Origin of the sequence: Natronococcus jeotgali DSM 18795 (assembly GCF_000337695.1) — an archaeon.
GTDB lineage: Archaea > Halobacteriota > Halobacteria > Halobacteriales > Natrialbaceae > Natronococcus > Natronococcus jeotgali.
Map to the genome: position 1 here is coordinate 1 of NZ_AOIA01000020.1, position 17782 is coordinate 17782.

The window sequence follows — 17782 nt, forward strand, 5'->3', positions numbered from 1 at the left end:
GGAAGTCGAGGTGGAATCCGATGACTGATCTCTCCGCACAGAAGCGACTGGCCGCCGACGTCCTCGACGTCGGCAAGAACCGTGTCTGGATCGATCCGGACGCCCAGGGCGAGATCGCCGAAGCGATCACCCGCGACGAGATCCGCGATCTCGTCGACGAAGGCAGCATTCGAGCCAAGGACGCCCGCGGCAACTCCCGCGGTCGCGCCCGCGAGCGCAACGCGAAACGCGCCTACGGCCACCGCAAGGGCCAGGGCAAGCGCAAGGGCAAGAAGGGCGCCCGCCAGAGCCAGAAGGAGGAGTGGCAGGACAAGATCCGTGCACAGCGACGGAAGCTGCGCGAACTCCGCGACAAGGGCGAGATCACGCCCACGCAGTACCGCGAGCTCTACAAGAAGGCTGGCGGTGGCGAGTTCCGCAGCGTCCGGTACCTGTTGAACTACATCGACGACAACTACGGTGACCAATAATGGCGACAGGACCACGATACAACGTTCCGATGCGGCGTCGCCGTGAGGTCCGGACGGACTACCATCAGAGGTTGCGCCTGCTGAAATCGGACAAGCCGCGCCTCGTTGCTCGCAAGAGCAACAAGCACACTACGGCGCAGCTGATCGTCCCCGGACCCCAGGGCGACGAGACGCTCGCGAGCGCACACTCGAGCGATCTCGAGGAGTACGGCTGGGAAGCACCCACGAGTAACATTTCCGCGGCCTACCTGACCGGCCTGCTGGCCGGCAAGCGGGCGGTCGACGCCGGCCTCGAGGAAGCGGTCCTCGACATCGGCCTCAACAAGGCGACGCCGGGCAACAAGGTGTTCGCCGTCCAGGAGGGGGCGATCGACGCCGGCCTCGAGATCCCGCACAACGACAGCGTGCTCGCGGACTGGTCGCGCACGCGCGGCGAGCACATCGCCGAGTACGCCGAGCAGCTCGACGAGCCGCTGTACGGCGGCGAGTTCGACGCGACAGAGCTACCAGAACACTTCGACGAGGTACGAGAGGCGATTCTCGAATGAGTGGAAACAACTACAACGACGGTGGCTGGGAACCCGTCACCCGTCTCGGCCGAATGGTCCAGGAGGGCGAAATCGACACGATGGAGGACGCCCTCAACTCGGGACTCCCGCTGAAGGAGCCCGAGATCGTCGACCAGCTCCTCCCCGGACTGGACGACGAGGTACTGGACATCAACATGGTCCAGCGGATGACCGACTCCGGACGACGCGTGAAGTTCCGCTGCGTCGTCGCCGTCGGCGACCGCAACGGCTACGTCGGCTACGCCGAGGGTCGAGACGACCAGGTCGGGTCGGCCATCCAGAAGGCGATCGGTATCGCGAAGCTAAACATGATCAAGGTCCCGCGAGGCTCCGGCTCGTGGGAGGATCGGTCGGACCGACCGCACTCGCTGACCCGACAGACGACCGGCAAGGCCGGTTCCGTCGAGGTCGAGCTCGTTCCCGCCCCCGAGGGGCTGGGACTGGCCGCAAGCGACACGGTTCGTGCCGTCCTCGAGCTGGCCGGCATCGAGAACGCCTGGACCAAAAGCCACGGCAACACGCGAACGACGGTCAACCTCGCGAAGGCGACGTTTAACGCCCTCGAGAACGCCTCCCAGTCGCGTCACCCGAGCTCTCGAGGCCAGGAGGAAGCGGAGGTGGCTGACCGATGAGAGCTGTCGTGCAGGTCCGCGGCGAGGTCAACCGCAACAGCGACATCCAGGACACCCTGGAGATGCTCAACATCCACAGCGTCAACCACTGCGCGCTCGTCCCCGAGACCGACGCCTACGACGGAATGGTCGCGAAGGTCAACGACTACGTCGCGATCGGCGAGCCCGAACAGGAGGTCCTCGAGACCGTCCTCGCAAAGCGAGCGGAGCCCCTCGAGGGACGACAGGGCGACGTCGACGAGGAGTGGCTCGCCGAGAACACCGAGTACGACGACTTCGGTGCGCTCGCCGAGGCGCTGCTCGCCGAGGAGACGACGCTGCGCGAGCAGGGGTTCTCCCCGACGCTGCGTCTCCACCCCCCGCGAGGCGGTCACGAGGGGATCAAGAAGCCGACCGCGGAGGGCGGCCAACTCGGAAAACATACAACCGAGGAGATTAATCAACTGTTAGAATCGATGCGATAAACCATGACGAGTAAAAAACGACGCCAGCGCGGATCGCGGACGCACAGCGGCGGCTCCCACAAGAACCGCCGAGGAGCCGGCCACCGCGGCGGACGCGGACGCGCCGGCCGCAGCAAACACGAGTTCCACAACTACGAACCGAAGGGCAAACACGGCTTCAACCGACCGGACGAGCTTCAGGCCGACGTCGCCGAGATCGACGTCCAGAAGCTCGACGAGGACGCCGTCCTCTACGCCGCCGAGGGCGAAGCCGAGGAGACCGACGAGGGATACCGGCTCGACGCCCGCGATATCGTCGAGGACGGCCACGAGGTCGACGTCGTGAAGGTGCTGGGCTCCGGGCAGGTCCGGAACGCCCTCGAGGTCACGGCCGACGCCTTCTCGGCGGCCGCCGTGGAGAAACTCGAGGACGCCGGCGGTGAGGCGGCGCTCTCCGAACGAGGCAAAGCGATCGCCGAGGACGAAGCCGAGGCGGAAGCCGACGACGAGTCAGAACAGGACGAGGACTAACGCATGGGATGGAAGGAAGCCGCTGAACCAGTTCTGACACGGATGCCGGCGGTTCGACGCCCGGAGGGACACGTTCCCTTCAAGCGGAAGCTGGCGTGGACCGCTGGGATCCTCGTGTTGTACTTTTTCCTGACGAACATCGCCCTGCTTGGGATGCAGGCCGATGGTGCGACCGACCTCTTCGGAGAGTTCCGTGCGATCCTCGCCGGCGAACACGGCTCTTTGCTCCAGGTCGGTATCGGTCCGATCGTCACGGCGAGCATCGTGATGCAGTTACTGGGAGGAGCGAACCTCCTGGGTCTCGACACCGACGACCCCCGGGATCAGGTCCTCTACCAGGGGCTCCAGAAGCTTCTGGTCGTCATGATGACCGCGCTGACCGCGCTCCCGATGGTGTTTGCAGGCGGCTTCCTCCCCGTCCAGCAGTCGCTGTCCCTCGGCGGACTCGCGTTCGACAGCACGCAGATCCAGGCGCTGATGTTCGTCCAGATCTTCATCGGGGGGATCCTCATCCTGTACATGGACGAGGTCGTCAGCAAGTGGGGCGTCGGCAGCGGGATCGGCCTGTTCATCATCGCCGGCGTGAGCCAGCGACTGGTAACCGGGTTCATACAGCCCGCCGACGGCGGGTTCTTCTACGACTGGTACCAGATCATCTTCGGCGATGTCGATCTCGCCGGAGACACGCTGAGCACGTTGTTACTCGGCGAGGGGCAGATCCTCGCTCTGCTAACGACAATTCTGATCTTCGCGATCGTCGTCTACGCCGAATCGGTTCGCGTCGAGATCCCGCTCAGCCACGCCCGCGTGAAAGGCGCCCGCGGTCGCTTCCCCGTGAAGCTCATCTACGCGAGCGTCCTGCCGATGATCCTCGTGCGGGCACTGCAGGCGAACATCCAGTTCCTGGGCCAGATCCTGAACCGAACCGTCGGAATCCCCGCGATGCTGGGGGAGTACAACGCGCAGGGAGAACCTGTCAGCGGGTTCTTCTACTACGTCGCACCGATCTACTCGCCGCAGGACTGGATGTGGTGGACCGGTGAAGTCGCCCAAGAAACGTGGATGGTGCTGATCCGTATCTCCATCGACGTGACGTTCATGGTCGTCGGCGGGGCGATCTTCGCGATCTTCTGGGTCGAGACGACCGACATGGGGCCGGAGTCGACGGCCCGACAGATCCAGAACTCCGGGATGCAGATCCCGGGCTTCCGGCAGAACGTCAGCGTCATCGAGAAGGTCATGGAGCGGTACATCCCGCAGGTGACCGTTATCGGCGGCGCCCTGGTCGGCCTGCTCGCCGTCTGGGCGAACATGCTCGGCACCATCGGTGCCGTCTCCGGAACGGGACTGCTGCTCGCCGTCTCTATCACGTACAAGCTGTACGAAGAGATCGCCGAGGAGCAGATGATGGAGATGCACCCGATGATGCGCCAGATGTTCGGCAACGAGTAAGAACGCTTCGCCGAGCGTCTCCAGTATCGCGTTTTCTTTTCGGTGTATCCATAGGGAACTCGCGTCGTAGTCCGCCGGAAGCGCTTTCTTGTACTCCTCAATTACACTGCTGCAGCGCGAAAGCCCGCGGCTTTCGTCGCAGGACGAAGCGCCACGCCCTTGTCCGCGACTGCTCGTCTCGAGATCGAGGCACGGATATGGACCCGAGAGTGGAACTGAATCGATCAGCGGTCGTACCTCATCGACGCAGTCGCGTCGGCGTTCGAGATCGCCCCTTGAGACATCGCCGGCAAGTGCCACGACGAACCCGTTTGGAAACTGCTTGGCGGCAAAGTCCTCGACGAGCTCCCAGTGTACGCAAACGGTTGGCACATCGGCGATCGGACCCGGAAAATTACGCACACCGCGCGAAGAAGGCCGTCGAGAGCAGGGATACTTCGCGCTGCATTGCGATTCGCTCGCTCCGAGTACTCGCTGACCGACGACCAGATCGACGAGGTCGCAGAACTACTCGAGGCTGTTCGAGAGGCCGTCGGCTGAGATGTCGGAATCCCCCTCGATCGTCGCGGTCGTTTCTCCGCCGAGGGGCGCTCGAAGTCACAAACGCTCTCCAGGAGTACGGTAACACGTCAATATGCCCGTTGCAACGGGCAAGCGCATCGACACCAACGAAACGATGGAAGAGATCGTCCGTACGCGGGCCTGCGACATCGTCCACCCAGACCTGACGAACTACGGGTGCCTGCAGGGACTCCAACGTTTGGCTGCGATCGCGAAATCGCGATACACGACCTTGCGCCGCACAACCCCAACGGGCGTAAGTACGGCTGCCGGCCTGCACTGCTATGCAGGGATCGAAGACCACGAAGTACTCGAACACATGGTCGCGACGTCGAGTGGGACGATGAGATCATCGACCACGAGCTACAGCCGTTCTTCAGGCTATCGTAGTTTACTCCCCGTCGGATGTTGCGATCGTCCATAGAGTCGAACTCCGAGAACGGATGGCCACTCGAGAACCGTCCCCGCGTCGCGGTATCCGCGAGCTTCGATTCGAGTCGTGTCCGGACGATCGGCCGTATCCCCACGGTCGAGTCGAACGTTCGGTGCGTGCGGTTTCGAGGCGACAGCCTACTGCCGCGGAGACGCGTTTCGTTCGCCGCGGCTGTAAGACGCGCGAGCGAGAAAGAGAGAAGACGCGGTGCGCTTACTGGATGGAGTACCCGGCCGCGATGGTCAGCAAGAAGACCATGAACACGGCGAGCCCCATCATGTACGAGATGGAGCGCGGTTCCTCGATGAGGTGCTGGAAGTACCCCGCGATGAGACTGATCTTGATTACCGCGAGGATCAACGTTCCCACGATCGCGACCGTCTGACTGAACTGCGGGATTTCGAAAAGGACGAACTTCCCTGTACCAAGCGCCAGAAGCGCAATATAGACCATGGTATAGGTACGAATGCCTGCCATTGCTATCGAATGAGCGTGGTGGTCACTTATATCTTCCTTATCTCCCGGGCGGCGTTGCGACGGGCGGACGGGACGGGTCGTCTCTCGCTGTTCTGTGCCGGCTGCGGTCGGAGAGACATCTGTCAGCGGTTCGCGTTCGCCGCCGAATTCTGTGACGGATGCCGTCCGTGGCAGCGACGAGCCGCCAGATAACGCCGCTGTACACTCGAGAGACGGGTCGGACGTCGGAGCATACGGCGCTCACCGAGCCAGCACGGCGTCGAAACGTTCGTCTCGTACGGTCGCTCGGAACGTGTCGTGCTCGGTGGCTCGACGACGAGTTCGACCCGCGTTCGTGGGACAGTTTCGCTCCGCCGACGTCTGCGCCCTTTCAAACGAATCGCAGCGAGCGGACCGGCTCGAGCGTCGAATCGGCGTTGACGAAAAATCGAGACGGAGGACAGCCGTTACATCAGGTAGAACAGCGGGAAGAGCAACACCCAGACGATGTCGACGAAGTGCCAGTAGAGCCCGAAGAACTCCACCGGCCGGTGGTCCTCGAGGTAGGCGTCGACCGACCAGACGCGGTAGAGCATGAAGACTGCGATCAGCAGCCCGAGGATCACGTGCAGCGCGTGCAGCCCGGTCGTGACGTAGTAGATCGAGTACTCGATGCTGTACCACCAGTAGTGGCCGTCGGCGAACTTGGAGCTGTACTCGAAGGCCTTGACGCCCATGAACGTCAGCCCGAGCAGGAGCGTCGCACTGAGCGTCGCGATCAGCCCCCGCTTGTTCTTCCGCTCGGCCATCACGAGCGCCAGAATCACCGTGAAGCTCGAGGTCAACAGGACGTACGTGTTGAACAGCCCGGCCATGGTGATGGCGTCGAACTCCCACTGGTTCCACCCCATGTGGATGCGCATGAAGACGAACGCGCCGATCGCGGCGCCGAAGACGACGACGTCGGAGGCGAGAAACACCCAGACGCCGAACTTCGTGTTACCGACGCCGCCGAACGGCCAGCGCTCGGCGATGTTCATCACCGGGGCGTCGAACTGCTCGACGCCGAAGTTGAACAGCGTGTACGCGAGAATCGCCAGTCCGAGGACGGTGACGATCGGATAGGCGATGGTGGGTTCGGCGGCGGTACCTTGAAGACTCTCCGGGGCGACGCCGGTTCCCTGCGCGAACTGGACCACGTACGGGGTCAGTCCCGACAGCCCCAGGAAGAGGGTGAACATCCCGGCACCGATGCCGAGCGGCCAGATGCTCGCGTGATCGGCGTGTTCCTCTTCGTGAGTTTCGGCCGTTCGGGAGACGGCGTCCTGTCCCTGCGCGACGCCGCCGTCGGTCGCAGCCGGCGAGTCATCGACGAACTCGAGGCGACCGCTGGCGTAGGAGGGGCGGCCGTCCCAGTTTTCGAGCGGCGGCGGGGAGGGGATCGCCCACTCGGCCGTGCGGGAGAACTCCCAGGGGTTTTCGGGCGCTCGCGGGCCCGCGACGAGACTGTGGGCTAACGTCGCGAACAGGATCAGAAACGACGCCCCGAAGACGAAGGCGCCGACCGTCGAGAGCTGGTGGTAGATCTGCAGGTTCTCGCCGTAGTGGAAGACCCGTCGCGGCGTCTCCCAGGCCAGAAACTGCGGGAAGTACAGCAGGTTGAATCCGACGAAGTACACGGCGAAGCTGAGCTTCCCCAGCGTCTCCGAGTACATCCTCCCGGAGATCTTCGGCCACCAGTAGTACAGCCCGCCGACGAGCGCCGTCACGCCCGAGACCATCACGTAGTGAAAGTGCGCGACGACCCAGTAGGTCCCGCGGAACTCGTAGTCCAGTACGACGGCCCCGAGGAACACTCCCGTGATCCCGCCTAGAATAAAGAGGACGAGCGCGCCCAGCGCGAAGAGAAACGGCGTGGTAAACCGCACCCGACCCTTGACCATCGTGTAGATCAGCGCGAAGACGATCAGGTCGAACGGCAGCGAGATCCCGATGGTCGTCGCCATGAACAGGGTCTTGACCTCGAGGTTGATGGTGGTCAGGAACATGTGGTGCATCCAGACGAGGAACGACTGCACCGCGACCAGCACCATCGCGATGATGACCCACTTCCGGCCGACGAGCCGTCGCCCGGTGAACGTCTGGAACGCCTCGAGCATGATCCCCAGCGCGGGGAAGAAGACGATGTACACCTCCGGGTGGCCGAAGTACCAGAACAGATGGGCCCACAGCAGACTCGATCCCTGATCGGTCGCGAAGTACTGCGTCAGGAACACGCGGTCGGCGGCCTGTAACAGGAGCGCGGCCAGCAGCGCCGCGAACGCGAACAGCATCATCCAGACGGTCAACAGCCACGACCAGGTGAACATCGGCATGTTCCACAGCCCGAGTCCCTCCGCGCGCGAGCGGTGGATCGTCGTGATGAAGTTGACCGAGCCGAGCGTGATCGAGAAGACGAACAGGATCAGCGCGAGCAAGGCGCCGTTGCTGCCGGTGGTCGCCTCGAGAGCGGGCGTGTACGTGGGGACGTTCAGCGGGGCGTACATCGTCCAGCCGCCCTCCCAGGAGCCGCCCTGGAAGAACGAGAGCGCGAACAGGATCCCCGAGAACAGGTAGAACCAGTAGCTCAGCGCGTTCAGTCGCGGAAAGGCGAGGTCTTTCGCCCCGATCTGGAGGGGGACGAAGTAGTTCGCGAACCCGGACGCGATCGGCGAGAGAAACCAGAACACCATGATCAGGCCGTGGGTCGACACGGCCTGGTTGAACTGGCTGTTCGTGAGCAGCCCGGTTCCGCCGCTTTGCCAGAGGTGGGCCCGGAACAACAGCGCCATCACGCCGCCCATCACCAGGAAGAACAGGGACGTCACCAGGTAGAGAACGCCGACGTCCTTGTGGTTGGTCGTCACCAGCCAGCGCTTGACGCTCGTCTTCGGCGGCAGATCGCTCACCGAACCTCACCCCCGAGCGGACCGCGCCAGTCGCGGGGCGGTAGCAGCGGTCGAAACTCGAGCGAGACCGCCCTCGCCGAGACGCGGTGCAGGCGGGTTTTCCGAGCGTGTGAAGCGAGAACCATAGGCAAGGGAACGCTCTCGACCGTTGCGAGGATGGAGCTATCCGGTGCATACGCAAGGCCGTTTTTGAACTATCGGGAGGCGAAACGGCTCCGCTCGAGTCGGTCGCGTCGGTCGCGTCGGTTTCCGTCGCCGCGTCTCACTCGGCGGGTGGTCGAAAGGCCCTGACCGTGTGGTAGTCCATCGGGGTGGCGACGTCCTCGAGTTCGACCCACCCGCGGTCGGTGAACACGCGGGCCCAGTCGCGGACGTACAGCCGGACGCCGTCGTCCTCGCGGACCTCGACGACGGATGGCTCGGCGTCCGCGTTAGCGTCGGCGTCGACCCCCGCGGCGTCGGTCTCGCCCGTGATCACCAGCCCGCTGGCCAGACGGACCAGTTCGTCGAACACCCACTCGGCGTCGGGGTGGACGTGCTGGAGGGTCTGGACCGAGTAGACGACGTCGAACCGGTCGGTCTCGCGTTCGCGGACGAACTCCTCGAGAGCGGCGTGGTGGAACGTCCCCGCCGCGGCGAGGTCGGGGTAGTCCCGCTCCATCACCTCGAAGGCCTCGGCGTTGATATCGACGCCGTGGAGGTCGTCGTACCCGCGGTCGTGGAGGTGCGCGAGGTGGCGCCCGGAGCTACACCCCAGTTCCAGCACGGTCGCGTCGGGACCGACGACGCGGTCGATCAGGGTCCGGAGCAGTTCGCTCGTCTCGTCGGGACCGTAGTGGGCGTAGTACGCCGGGGAGTACGCCCCCGTTCGCTCCGCCCATCGGTCGTGGATATCGTCGGTGTTCATCGTCGTAACGTCGTCCCGGCATCGCGAGCACCGGGGCTACTTGCTCCGGATTCGGAGTCCGCGAGCCGCCGGTTCGGGGCCCGCGGTCGTTCGTTCGGTACCGCCTCCGCCGTTTGCAATCGAGGCTGCGGGTCGATCAGAGCCGCGTGAGGTTTTTCGCGCGCGGACCCTTGTCGGCTTGTTCGATCTCGAACTCGACCTCCTCGCCCTCCTCGAGGTCGGGGCCGCCGACGTCTTCCATGTGGAAGAAGACGTCGTCGTCGCTCTCGTCGGTCTCGATGAAGCCGTACCCGCCAGTGTCGTTGAAGAAGTCGACCGTTCCGGTTGGCATCGACTACAACTCCGGCGCCCGGCCATATATATTCGAGGGGTACCGCTCGTCCGCTCGCGCGCCGTCTCGAGGGACCGTTTTACGATCCCGCCGTCCGTATCGGTGAGTGTATGGAACGTGAACACGTGTCGCACGAGGACGGCGTCGTCTACGAGTTCGAACCCGATCTCGAGGCGGTGACGACCGTCGAACCCGGCGCGAAGCTGACGATCGAGACGAAGGACAGCCTGAACGGAACGATCAGAACGGAAGCCGACGTGATCGAGTCGATCCCCTCGCAGGTCAACGCCGCAACGGGACCGATCGCGGTCGAGGGGGCCGACCCCGGCGACGTCCTCCGGGTCGAGATCGAAGAGATCCGGCTCGCCGAGGACCAGGGACGGGTGGTGACGATCGGCGGCTTCGGCCTGCTCGACGGCCACGAGGGGATCGAGTCGCCCCGAACCCGCCTGCTGGCGGTCGAGGACGACGCGCTCGCGTTCGGCGACCTCGAGGTCCCCGTCGACCCCGTCATCGGTACGATCGGGGTCGCGACCGAGTCCGACTCCTACACCACGCTGGTTCCCCACGATCACGGCGGCAACCTCGACACGACCGACATGACCGCCGGGTCGGTCGCGTACTTCCCGGTGTTTCAGGAGGGCGCGATGCTCGCGATGGGCGACTGCAAGGCCGCGATGGCCGACGGGGAGATGTGCGGCACCGGCGCGGAGATCGCCACCGAGATCGACGTCACCCTCGAGGTCGTCTCCGATCCCGAACCGGGTCTCGAACGCCCGCTGGTCGAGACGGCCGACGCCTGGAAGACGATCGCCAGCGCCGAGACCCTCGAGGAGGCCTGCGAGCTCGCCAACCGCGACGCGCTCGAGTTACTCGCGGCCGAACACGGGTGGGACTCGACCGACGCCTACATGCTCTCGAGCCTGGTCGGCGGCCTCGAGATCAGCCAGGTGGTCGATCCGCTCGTGACCGCGCGCAACGCGGTGCCGAAGGCCTATCTCGAGGATCCGTTCTAGCGCAGCGACGCCTCGAGGATCCGTTCTAGCGCAGCGACGCCTCGAGCAGCCGACGCGTCTCCCGATCGGCGGTGAGGACGACCCGGTCCGTCGTGGGATCGTACGCGATCACGCCCCGGTCGGCGAGTCGGGGCAGGTGGTTGTGGACGAGAGCGATCTCGATCCGACGGCGAACCGTCCGATCGATCGTCCCGGCCGGCTCACCGCGTTCCCGGGCGGCGATCTCTTCGGCCAGCGCCGACAGCGTCGTCGGCGCTCCCGGCTGGAGAGACTCGAGCAGGTACCGTCGGCGCGGATCCGCGAGCAGTCGCCAGGTACCGCTCGGGAGACCATCGTTTGCGTCCGTGCGCGACATGCGACGGATTGGGGACCGAACCGCACGAGGATACTCCCTAACTGGTTGGGCGGGTTCGCTCGAGCGAAGCGGTCAGGCGCGCTCCGAGCGCGCGTAGACGAACTCCCTGACCAGCTTTCCGGCCAGCGACGCCGCCTGGCCGTCGTCGCGGTCGTTGACCTCCACGGCGTCGAACCCCGTCGCGGCGGGCGCGAGCGCTCGCACGACGTCGCGCATCTCGCGGGGCTCGAGGCCGAACGGCTCGGTCGTCCCGGTCCCCGGCGCGTAGCCGGGGTCGGCCGCGTCGACGTCGACGCTGCAGTAGAGCTCGCGCTCGAGCAGCGCGGGGTCTGGCTCCCAGTCGGCGACGTCCTCGGGGGGGACGACCGTCACGTCGGGCTCGCTCGCCCGCTCCCACTCGGCCTCGCTGCCCGTTCTGGCTCCGAGGACGACGGCCTCCTCGACGGAGTCGACGTCCTCGAGGATTCGTCGGGTGACGCAGGCGTGCGAGAGCGGGTTGCCGTCGTAGGCCTCGCGGAGGTCCAGGTGGGCGTCGAGGACGACCAGCGCCTCGGGCTCGACGGCGCGGGCGCCCGCGAGCGTGACGGTGTGTTCCCCGCCCAACAGGAGCGGGACGGCGTCGTCCCAGACGACGTCCCGGAGGGTGCCCTCGAGCCACTCGAGGTACTCGGGGACGTCGTCCCACGGGCGGACGTCGCCGTGATCGACGACGCCAAGCTCCGAGAAGTACCGGTCCGTCCGGTGGTCGTAGTCGTCGAACGTCTCGGCAAAATGGCGGATGCGCCGGGGCCCGAAGCGGGTCCCCGGCTGAAAGGTCGTCGAGGCGTCCAGGGGCGCACCGACGACCACGAAGTTCGCGTCCGTGCGATCGGGTCGGCCCGTCGCGTCGGCTCGCTCGCGCTCGTCGGTCGCCCCGGGGAACATTAGACGATCTTTCGCTGCTCTTCCATCTCGAGGAACTCGATGTTCTCGTCGGGGGAGACGTCCTGGTCCTCGGGGACGCGCATCGTCATCGTCTCGTAGGTCTCGAGGTCCATGACCTGCATGTCGTTGCCGTCGACGGAGACGATCTGGCCCTGTTTGCGCTCGATGATCGGAACCCAGATCTTCGCGTCGACGGGCTGGGACAGCGAGCGCTTCTTGCCGTCGAAGACGCCCTCGGCCTCGACGCGGGCCTTGGCGCTGCCGTGTTTGCCCGGTTTGGCCGTCGAGTAGGAGTTGATCTTACACGCGGCGCCGTCGATCATCACGTAGCTTCCTTCCTGGAGGTCGCGAACTTCGGTCTGCTGTTTCGCCATGTCCCGGCGTAATCAACCGACGGCCATAAACCGTTTGGAATGCCCGCTCGAGGGGTGAAAACCGATACCACGGCCCGCTCGCTCGCGAGCCCCTCAGCGCTCGAGCACCGTCCCGATCCGATCCAGTCCGTCCTCGAGTTCCGCGGTCGGCAGCCCGAACCCGATCCGGAACCGGTCGGGGTGGCCGAAGAACTCCCCGGGCGCGAGGACGACGCCCTCCTCGAGGACCGTCCGACAGAACTCCTTGCCCGTTTCGAACCCCTCGGGAACCGTTACGAAGCCGTTGACGCCGACGGGATCGTACCACTCGAGGGCGTGTTTCTCGAGGAACTCCCGCACGCGGGCGCGGTGGTCGGTCACGAGTTCGCGGTTCTCGGCGAGGATCTCGTCCTCCCGCTCGAGGGCCTGCTCCGCGACGTGCTGGCCGAAGATCGACGGCGAGATCGTCGTGTAGTCCTTCCAGTTCCAGGCGGTCTCGAGCAGGTCCTCGTCGCCGACCAGCCAGCCGAATCGCAGCCCCGCGAGCCCGTACGATTTCGACAGGCTCGCGGTAGAGAGACCGCGGGGACCGAGGCTCGCGACGGGCGGCAGCGGGTCCTCGGCGAGCAGTCTGTAGACCTCGTCACAGAGCAGGTAGGCGTCGGCGTCCGCCGCGAGGTCGTACAGCGCCTCCACCGTCTCGAGGGGGTGGTACCGACCCGTGGGGTTGTTCGGGTTGTTCAGGACGATCAGTCGCGTCTCGGGACGGATCGCGTCGGCGACGGCGTCGACGTCGAGCTTCCAGGTTGGGGGCTCGAGGGGGACTCGAGTCACCTCGCCGACGGCGTCGGGGACGGCGTGTAACGCCTGGTAGGTTGGAGTCACGACGATCGCATGGTCGTCCGGCTCCTGGAGAACGGAGAGGGCGGCCAGAAAGTTCGCCTCCTGGGTCCCGCAGGTACACAGGACCTCGTCGGCTTCGCGGTCGTAACGGTCGGCGATCCGCGCCCGGAGCGCTGGGTCGCCGTTCGTCGGGATCACGTAGCCCAGTTCGCCGGGATCGGTGTCGAAGCGATCCGTCGAGAGGCTTCGCACGCCGCTTTCCGCGAGCATGATCTCGGCCTCGTGTTCGTACTCGGCGAACCACCGCTCGAGGCCGAAGGTGTCGATCTGCATGCTCGAGGCTTTGCGGGAACGGGTAATACGGGTTGTTCATTCGGCATGGATCGGTGGGCTCGGGAACCGGACGCGAACGATGAGCCACGTGAACCACGACACAGTGGCGCGCGCTGGTCGACGGTGAGCGGAGCGCGGCGCGTAGCGCCGCGGAAGCGACGAGCGGTGACCATGGGGAACCGCGAGCGAACAGCGAACCGTCATCCAATTCCGTGCGAGGTCTTCGCGAGCAGGCGAGCGAAGGCTTGAAAGACGCTTCGCGTCTTTCCGTGGATGAGCGAACGAGCGAAGCGAGTGAGTGAATCGGCTGGGGAGGGCGTGGCGATTCACTGTTGCCAGTATACGTTGTATAGAATGATCCGTTACGTAGAGAGTGCAAACTTAACGCGATCAGTTCTATCAAATCATATGGGTATCGATAGAACTGTGTTGTGAACGTTGTGTGAGGGTCGTGGTACCTCGACTCTCGGAAGGGTTATACCTCAGCCAACCATCTGTTTGTTTGTAATGGCAAACGGTAAGGTTGATTTCTTCAACGACACTGGCGGCTACGGTTTCATTTCGACTGACGACGGCGACCTCGACGACGACGAAGACGTGTTCTTCCACATGGAGGATGTCGGCGGCGAAGACCTCACGGAAGGTACTGAGGTCGAGTTCGACATCGAGTCCTCGCCCAAGGGGCCTCGCGCGGCGAACGTCGTCCGGCAGTAATACTGAGACACAACTGTCGTTTACAGCGACAGACAACGATCTCGAATTTTCAGAAGGTTATACGTCCAAGCTGACGCTATCTCTACACTCTGGACGTAACGCATAGTCTTACTCAGATACACTTTCGGTACTGGCAACAGTGAATCGCCACGCCTTCCCCAGCCGATTCACTCACTCGCTTCGCTCGTTCGGTCATCCACTGACAGAGCACGCTCTGCCAAGCCGTTCGCTCGTGTTACTCGCGAAGACCTCGCGTAGCGTCGTCGATCGGCAGCGCGCCACCGCTGTAGTCCGGACGGGACGATCGGACGTGCGGCCCACTCTGGCTCGAGCGAATCGAACCCGCCGTCCTCGCTCTCAGGACCAGCGAAAGCCCTCGGGATCGGCGGGGGGCTCGAGCGGGCTCTCGGGTAACTCGCCCGTCACCTCGGGGTCGTTGTACGCGCCCGGCGCGACGTCGTTGGGCGTGTCGGGGTAGAACACCGACGCGAGCGCCTGGAGCTGGCCCCGCCCGACGCCGAGTTCGAACTGGCCGCCGCCGTACAGCGCCAGTCCGCGTTCCTGACAGTAGTCGATCGTCTCGAGCAGCGACTCGAGCGAGCCAAAGCGCGAGGGTTTGACGTTGAGCCACTCGGGCTCCCACGGCAGCTCGCGAACGTCCTCGAGGCCGTGGATCGGCGCGTCCCAGGAGGTCCGCGAGCGAACGTCTTCGTCCTCGAACAGTGCCTCGGTCCCGTCCTCGAGCGCGGGATCCTCGAGGACGGCCTCCGGAAACGCCTCGATCAGGCGCTCGTACAGCTCGGGGTCGACCTCGACGTCGACCTCGGTGCCGCGGTACTGGCCCTTCAGGTCGAGGATGCGGACGGCGTCGGTCGCAGCCAGCTCCTTGACCAGCGAGTCGGTCCACTCCGGCGTCGGGTCGAGTTTGAGCTCGAGGTCCGGCACGGCCTCGCGCAGCGCCTCGACGCGGTCGATCGATGGGTCGTCGCCGAGGCGGGTGCTGGCGACGAACCGGACCGGTTCGTACTCGGTCTCGAGTCGCGAGGCCAGGTCCGTCCCGGCCTGGCGCAGCGCGAGGTCGAGCGCGGCGGCCTCGAGCCCCCACCGTCGGTAGTTCCGGAACACCTCGCGGTCGGGCGCGCCCGCGGGAAAGAGATCCAGGTCGGCGAGCCGACTCGAGTACGAGTCGATCGTGTACTCGCCCGCGAGGTCGGGCAGCCCAGTCTCGGCGAGCGCGTCGTGTTCCTCGGTCTCGTAGGTGACGTCCTCGCCCTTCCCGACGGCGCCGTCGGGCCCCTCGAGCGCGAACTCGGTCGTGACGCGGGCGAACCCGCTCGAGGTCTCGCGCTCGAGGCGCTCCATCGACGCCGACTCGATCGTCAGCGGCAGGTCGGCGATCCGATCGTAGCTCATACGGGAGGGTCGGGAGCCAGCGGAAAGAAGGTTGCAGTGGCGGCGATCACGTCGCTTACTCCTCGCGGCGGCGCTGGCGGAGGTTCTGGCGGGTGAACTGCGGTTTCGCCTGCAGCGAGCCGCCGCCGTCGCGGAACGACCGGTAGAGCTGGACGAGCAACACCGCCGAGAGGACGGCGGCGACGATCGAGGCCTCCGGCGCCCCCAGCGCGTACAGCACGCCCATCGAGAACAGCGACATCGTCAACAGCATACCGTAGACGAGCCGTTTGGCGAGCGCCTCGAAGACGCCCTCGGAGTCCTCGACGCCGACCCGGACGTAGAGGTTCTCCCGGTCGAGCCGATCCAGCGTTCGCTCGGTCTTGGGCGCGAGGCGGGTCAGCGACTCGCCGGACTCGCGGAGCTGTCGGCCCGTCTGCTCGGCGTACTGGCGGATCGACTCCTCGCGGTAGCCCTGCTCGGTCAGGTAGTCGGTCGCCGTCGCGATGAAATCGAAGTCCTCGTCGAGCGTGACGCAGACCCCCTCGACGACGGTGGCGACCCGAAGGACGAGCGCGAGGTTCTTCGGCAGCCGGAAGGGAAACTCGTAGATCGAATCCTCGATCTGGCCGACGATCTGCTGGACGCGGTACTGTTCGATCTCCTGGCCGCGGGCGTCCTGGATCGCGAGTTCCATCACCTCGGCCATCACCGCCCGGTCGGCGTCGGGGGAGAGAGTGCCGACCTCGATCAGCGCGTCCAGGATGGCGTCGATGTCCTGGTTGGCGACCGCGATGTAGAACTCGACGATCTTGCCCTGGACGAACTCGTCGACGCGTCCGGACATCCCGAAGTCGTAGAAGATGATCGCGCCGCCGTCGGTCACCGCGAGGTTCCCGGGGTGAGGGTCGGCGTGGAAGACGCCGTCGTCGATGATCATCTGGAGGTAGGCCCGCTGGAGGGTCTCCGCGACCCGGCTCCGGTCGATCCCCTTGCGGTCGAGGGTCTCGACGTCGTTGATCTTCGTCCCCGGAACGTACTCCATCGTGAGCACGCGCGGGCCGGAGTGGCTCTCGACGACCCCGGGGATGACGATCCGGTCGTCGTCCGCGAAGTTCGAGCGGATCTCGGCGAGCATCGTCGCCTCCCGCTCGTAGTCCATCTCCTCGCGGATCGTCTTCGCGAACTCGTCGGCGAGGTTCTCGAGCGAGAACGCCCGCGACTCGTCGACGAAGTACAGCAGCAACGGCAGCGACCAGCGAACGACCCGCAGGTCGGCCTCGACCAGCGACTCGATTTCGGGGCGACGAACCTTCACCGCGACGGGGTCGCCGTCGACCCGGGCCCGGTAGACCTGGCCGAGGCTCGCGCCGCTTATCGCCTCGGTCTCGAACGCCTCGAAGCGGGACTCGACCGGGCCGAGTTCGTCCTCGAGGACGCGTTTGGCCGCCGACCAGTCGGCGGGGGGCACCTCGTCCTGCAGGGCCGCGAGCTCGTCGATGTACTCCGGCGGGAGGACGTCGGGACGCGTCGACAGCAGCTGGCCGAGTTTGATGAAGGTCGGACCGAGGGTCAAAAGCGACTCGAGCAGGGTCCGTGCCCGACGACGTCGCGTCTCCGGGTCGACCCGTCGGCGCGAGCCGAACAGCAGGAAGCGCCGTCGGTCGCGGGCGTACGCGAGCACGAGCGGGAGGAACTGCCAGGCGACGAGGACGAACCGGCGGTACGCACGGAGTCTCGCCAGCCTCGGTCACCCCGTGTTCTCCGGATCGGCGACGTCGATCGGCGCCTCGCCGCTCTCGGAACGTTTCGGAACGGTCAGCTCGAGGACGCCGCGCTCGACGGTGACCGCCGCCTCGCTCGCGGCGTCGTCGGGAAGCGGCAACTCGAGGTCGACCAGCAGCGGCCGGTTCTCCTCGAGGTACCGGTACTCGCCGTCGTCGAGCTTCTCCCGGCGGGCCTCGACCGCTATCGTTCCGTTCGCGACGGCCACCTCGACCGACTCCGCCGTGGCGCCGGGAACGTCGAGCACGAGGAGGTAGGCGTCGTCGCTCTCGAGGAGATCGAAGAAAACGTCCTCCGAGAGGTCCCGCAACGCGTCGCGCAGCGTTGACATGGC

The 17782-nt window shown here is 65.5% G+C and carries 20 protein-coding genes; 9 read left to right on the forward strand and 11 right to left on the reverse strand.

Annotation, left to right across the window (positions count from 1 at the left end; genetic code table 11):
- Positions 1–20: 20 nt before the first annotated feature.
- The 7 genes from C492_RS01915 to C492_RS25065 all read left to right on the forward strand — a co-directional run bounded on the left by C492_RS01915 (position 21) and on the right by C492_RS25065 (position 5082).
- Positions 21–470 (forward strand): 50S ribosomal protein L19e, encoded by a 450-nt coding sequence (locus C492_RS01915; RefSeq protein WP_049892620.1) that lies wholly within the window; start codon positions 21–23, stop codon positions 468–470.
- A complete protein-coding gene (locus C492_RS01920; protein WP_005559238.1) occupies positions 470–1018 on the forward strand; it encodes a 50S ribosomal protein L18 in 549 nt (182 codons plus the stop codon). The genes C492_RS01915 and C492_RS01920 overlap by 1 nt, the downstream gene beginning before the upstream one ends.
- On the forward strand, positions 1015–1671 hold the full coding sequence (locus tag C492_RS01925; RefSeq protein ID WP_008420003.1) for a 30S ribosomal protein S5: 657 nt from the start codon (positions 1015–1017) through the stop codon (positions 1669–1671). The genes C492_RS01920 and C492_RS01925 overlap by 4 nt, the downstream gene beginning before the upstream one ends.
- Complete coding sequence (rpmD, locus tag C492_RS01930; protein ID WP_008420004.1) at positions 1668–2135, forward strand: 50S ribosomal protein L30; 468 nt, start codon at positions 1668–1670, stop codon at positions 2133–2135. Before C492_RS01925 ends, rpmD begins: the two co-directional genes overlap by 4 nt.
- A 3-nt stretch (positions 2136–2138) precedes the next feature.
- Positions 2139–2645 carry an uL15m family ribosomal protein gene (locus tag C492_RS01935; RefSeq protein ID WP_008420007.1) on the forward strand — a complete coding sequence of 169 codons (507 nt, stop codon included), beginning with the start codon at positions 2139–2141 and terminating at the stop codon, positions 2643–2645.
- Positions 2646–2648: 3 nt separating this feature from the next.
- The gene (gene secY, locus C492_RS01940; protein WP_008420009.1) at positions 2649–4097 is read left to right on the forward strand and encodes a preprotein translocase subunit SecY; all 1449 of its coding nucleotides are present in this window, start codon (positions 2649–2651) and stop codon (positions 4095–4097) included.
- Between the two features lie 676 nt (positions 4098–4773).
- Positions 4774–5082, forward strand: a complete 309-nt coding sequence (locus C492_RS25065) for an enolase C-terminal domain-like protein (RefSeq protein ID WP_239643371.1) — start codon at positions 4774–4776, stop codon at positions 5080–5082.
- Between the two features lie 222 nt (positions 5083–5304).
- On the opposite strand, the gene C492_RS01945 is transcribed toward C492_RS25065, so the two are convergent.
- From C492_RS01945 to C492_RS01960, 4 genes are all read right to left on the reverse strand, one after another.
- Entirely contained in the window at positions 5305–5568 is a 264-nt protein-coding gene (locus C492_RS01945; protein ID WP_008420010.1) for a cytochrome C oxidase subunit IV family protein, read from the reverse strand.
- Positions 5569–6014: 446 nt separating this feature from the next.
- Positions 6015–8495, reverse strand: coding sequence for a cbb3-type cytochrome c oxidase subunit I (locus C492_RS01950; RefSeq protein ID WP_008420012.1), 2481 nt, complete (start codon positions 8493–8495; stop codon positions 6015–6017).
- 262 nt (positions 8496–8757) lie between these two features.
- Positions 8758–9402 (reverse strand): class I SAM-dependent methyltransferase, encoded by a 645-nt coding sequence (locus tag C492_RS01955; RefSeq protein WP_008420014.1) that lies wholly within the window; start codon positions 9400–9402, stop codon positions 8758–8760.
- 136 nt (positions 9403–9538) lie between these two features.
- The gene (locus C492_RS01960; protein WP_008420016.1) at positions 9539–9733 is read right to left on the reverse strand and encodes a cold-shock protein; all 195 of its coding nucleotides are present in this window, start codon (positions 9731–9733) and stop codon (positions 9539–9541) included.
- Positions 9734–9843: 110 nt separating this feature from the next.
- Here C492_RS01960 and C492_RS01965 point away from each other — a divergent pair, with 110 nt between their 5' ends.
- On the forward strand, positions 9844–10749 hold the full coding sequence (locus C492_RS01965; RefSeq protein WP_008420018.1) for an acetamidase/formamidase family protein: 906 nt from the start codon (positions 9844–9846) through the stop codon (positions 10747–10749).
- Positions 10750–10774: 25 nt separating this feature from the next.
- Here the strand turns inward: C492_RS01965 and C492_RS01970 are convergent, their stop codons facing one another.
- The 4 genes from C492_RS01970 to C492_RS01985 form a co-directional block, all read right to left on the reverse strand.
- The gene (locus C492_RS01970; RefSeq protein WP_008420021.1) at positions 10775–11104 is read right to left on the reverse strand and encodes a DUF7344 domain-containing protein; all 330 of its coding nucleotides are present in this window, start codon (positions 11102–11104) and stop codon (positions 10775–10777) included.
- 72 nt (positions 11105–11176) lie between these two features.
- A complete protein-coding gene (gene speB / locus C492_RS01975) occupies positions 11177–12028 on the reverse strand; it encodes an agmatinase (protein WP_008420023.1) in 852 nt (283 codons plus the stop codon).
- Positions 12028–12402: a translation initiation factor IF-5A gene (locus C492_RS01980; RefSeq protein ID WP_008420024.1), complete on the reverse strand. Its 375-nt coding sequence runs from the start codon at positions 12400–12402 to the stop codon at positions 12028–12030. Before C492_RS01980 ends, speB begins: the two co-directional genes overlap by 1 nt.
- A gap of 93 nt (positions 12403–12495) precedes the next feature.
- Positions 12496–13557 (reverse strand): aminotransferase class I/II-fold pyridoxal phosphate-dependent enzyme, encoded by a 1062-nt coding sequence (locus C492_RS01985; protein ID WP_008420026.1) that lies wholly within the window; start codon positions 13555–13557, stop codon positions 12496–12498.
- A 507-nt stretch (positions 13558–14064) separates the two neighbouring features.
- On the opposite strand from C492_RS01985, the gene C492_RS01990 reads away from it, so the two are divergent.
- The gene (locus tag C492_RS01990; protein WP_008418277.1) at positions 14065–14271 is read left to right on the forward strand and encodes a cold-shock protein; all 207 of its coding nucleotides are present in this window, start codon (positions 14065–14067) and stop codon (positions 14269–14271) included.
- Between the two features lie 357 nt (positions 14272–14628).
- Here the strand turns inward: C492_RS01990 and C492_RS01995 are convergent, their stop codons facing one another.
- The 3 genes from C492_RS01995 to C492_RS02005 all read right to left on the reverse strand — a co-directional run bounded on the left by C492_RS01995 (position 14629) and on the right by C492_RS02005 (position 17779).
- On the reverse strand, positions 14629–15684 hold the full coding sequence (locus tag C492_RS01995) for a hypothetical protein (RefSeq protein ID WP_008420028.1): 1056 nt from the start codon (positions 15682–15684) through the stop codon (positions 14629–14631).
- Positions 15685–15739: 55 nt separating this feature from the next.
- A complete protein-coding gene (locus C492_RS02000; protein WP_008420030.1) occupies positions 15740–17347 on the reverse strand; it encodes an ABC1 kinase family protein in 1608 nt (535 codons plus the stop codon).
- A gap of 66 nt (positions 17348–17413) precedes the next feature.
- A complete protein-coding gene (locus C492_RS02005) occupies positions 17414–17779 on the reverse strand; it encodes an Hsp20/alpha crystallin family protein (RefSeq protein ID WP_008420032.1) in 366 nt (121 codons plus the stop codon).
- Between the last annotated feature and the right edge of the window lie 3 nt (positions 17780–17782).

What these genes read in the sequence shown, in the direction of transcription:
- C492_RS01920 (WP_005559238.1), top strand. Translation starts at nt 470, where the DNA reads ATGGCGACAGGACCACGATACAACGTTCCGATGCGGCGTCGCCGTGAG.
- rpmD (WP_008420004.1), top strand. Translation starts at nt 1,668, where the DNA reads ATGAGAGCTGTCGTGCAGGTCCGCGGCGAGGTCAACCGCAACAGCGAC.
- speB (WP_008420023.1), bottom strand. Translation starts at nt 12,028, where the DNA reads ATGTTCCCCGGGGCGACCGACGAGCGCGAGCGAGCCGACGCGACGGGC.
- C492_RS02005 (WP_008420032.1), bottom strand. Translation starts at nt 17,779, where the DNA reads ATGTCAACGCTGCGCGACGCGTTGCGGGACCTCTCGGAGGACGTTTTC.
- C492_RS01915 (WP_049892620.1), top strand. Translation starts at nt 21, where the DNA reads ATGACTGATCTCTCCGCACAGAAGCGACTGGCCGCCGACGTCCTCGAC.
- C492_RS01985 (WP_008420026.1), bottom strand. Translation starts at nt 13,557, where the DNA reads ATGCAGATCGACACCTTCGGCCTCGAGCGGTGGTTCGCCGAGTACGAA.
- C492_RS25065 (WP_239643371.1), top strand. Translation starts at nt 4,774, where the DNA reads ATGGAAGAGATCGTCCGTACGCGGGCCTGCGACATCGTCCACCCAGAC.
- C492_RS01955 (WP_008420014.1), bottom strand. Translation starts at nt 9,402, where the DNA reads ATGAACACCGACGATATCCACGACCGATGGGCGGAGCGAACGGGGGCG.
- C492_RS01995 (WP_008420028.1), bottom strand. Translation starts at nt 15,684, where the DNA reads ATGAGCTACGATCGGATCGCCGACCTGCCGCTGACGATCGAGTCGGCG.
- C492_RS01945 (WP_008420010.1), bottom strand. Translation starts at nt 5,568, where the DNA reads ATGGCAGGCATTCGTACCTATACCATGGTCTATATTGCGCTTCTGGCG.
- C492_RS01970 (WP_008420021.1), bottom strand. Translation starts at nt 11,104, where the DNA reads ATGTCGCGCACGGACGCAAACGATGGTCTCCCGAGCGGTACCTGGCGA.
- C492_RS01960 (WP_008420016.1), bottom strand. Translation starts at nt 9,733, where the DNA reads ATGCCAACCGGAACGGTCGACTTCTTCAACGACACTGGCGGGTACGGC.
- C492_RS01990 (WP_008418277.1), top strand. Translation starts at nt 14,065, where the DNA reads ATGGCAAACGGTAAGGTTGATTTCTTCAACGACACTGGCGGCTACGGT.
- C492_RS01965 (WP_008420018.1), top strand. Translation starts at nt 9,844, where the DNA reads ATGGAACGTGAACACGTGTCGCACGAGGACGGCGTCGTCTACGAGTTC.
- C492_RS01980 (WP_008420024.1), bottom strand. Translation starts at nt 12,402, where the DNA reads ATGGCGAAACAGCAGACCGAAGTTCGCGACCTCCAGGAAGGAAGCTAC.
- C492_RS01925 (WP_008420003.1), top strand. Translation starts at nt 1,015, where the DNA reads ATGAGTGGAAACAACTACAACGACGGTGGCTGGGAACCCGTCACCCGT.
- secY (WP_008420009.1), top strand. Translation starts at nt 2,649, where the DNA reads ATGGGATGGAAGGAAGCCGCTGAACCAGTTCTGACACGGATGCCGGCG.
- C492_RS01935 (WP_008420007.1), top strand. Translation starts at nt 2,139, where the DNA reads ATGACGAGTAAAAAACGACGCCAGCGCGGATCGCGGACGCACAGCGGC.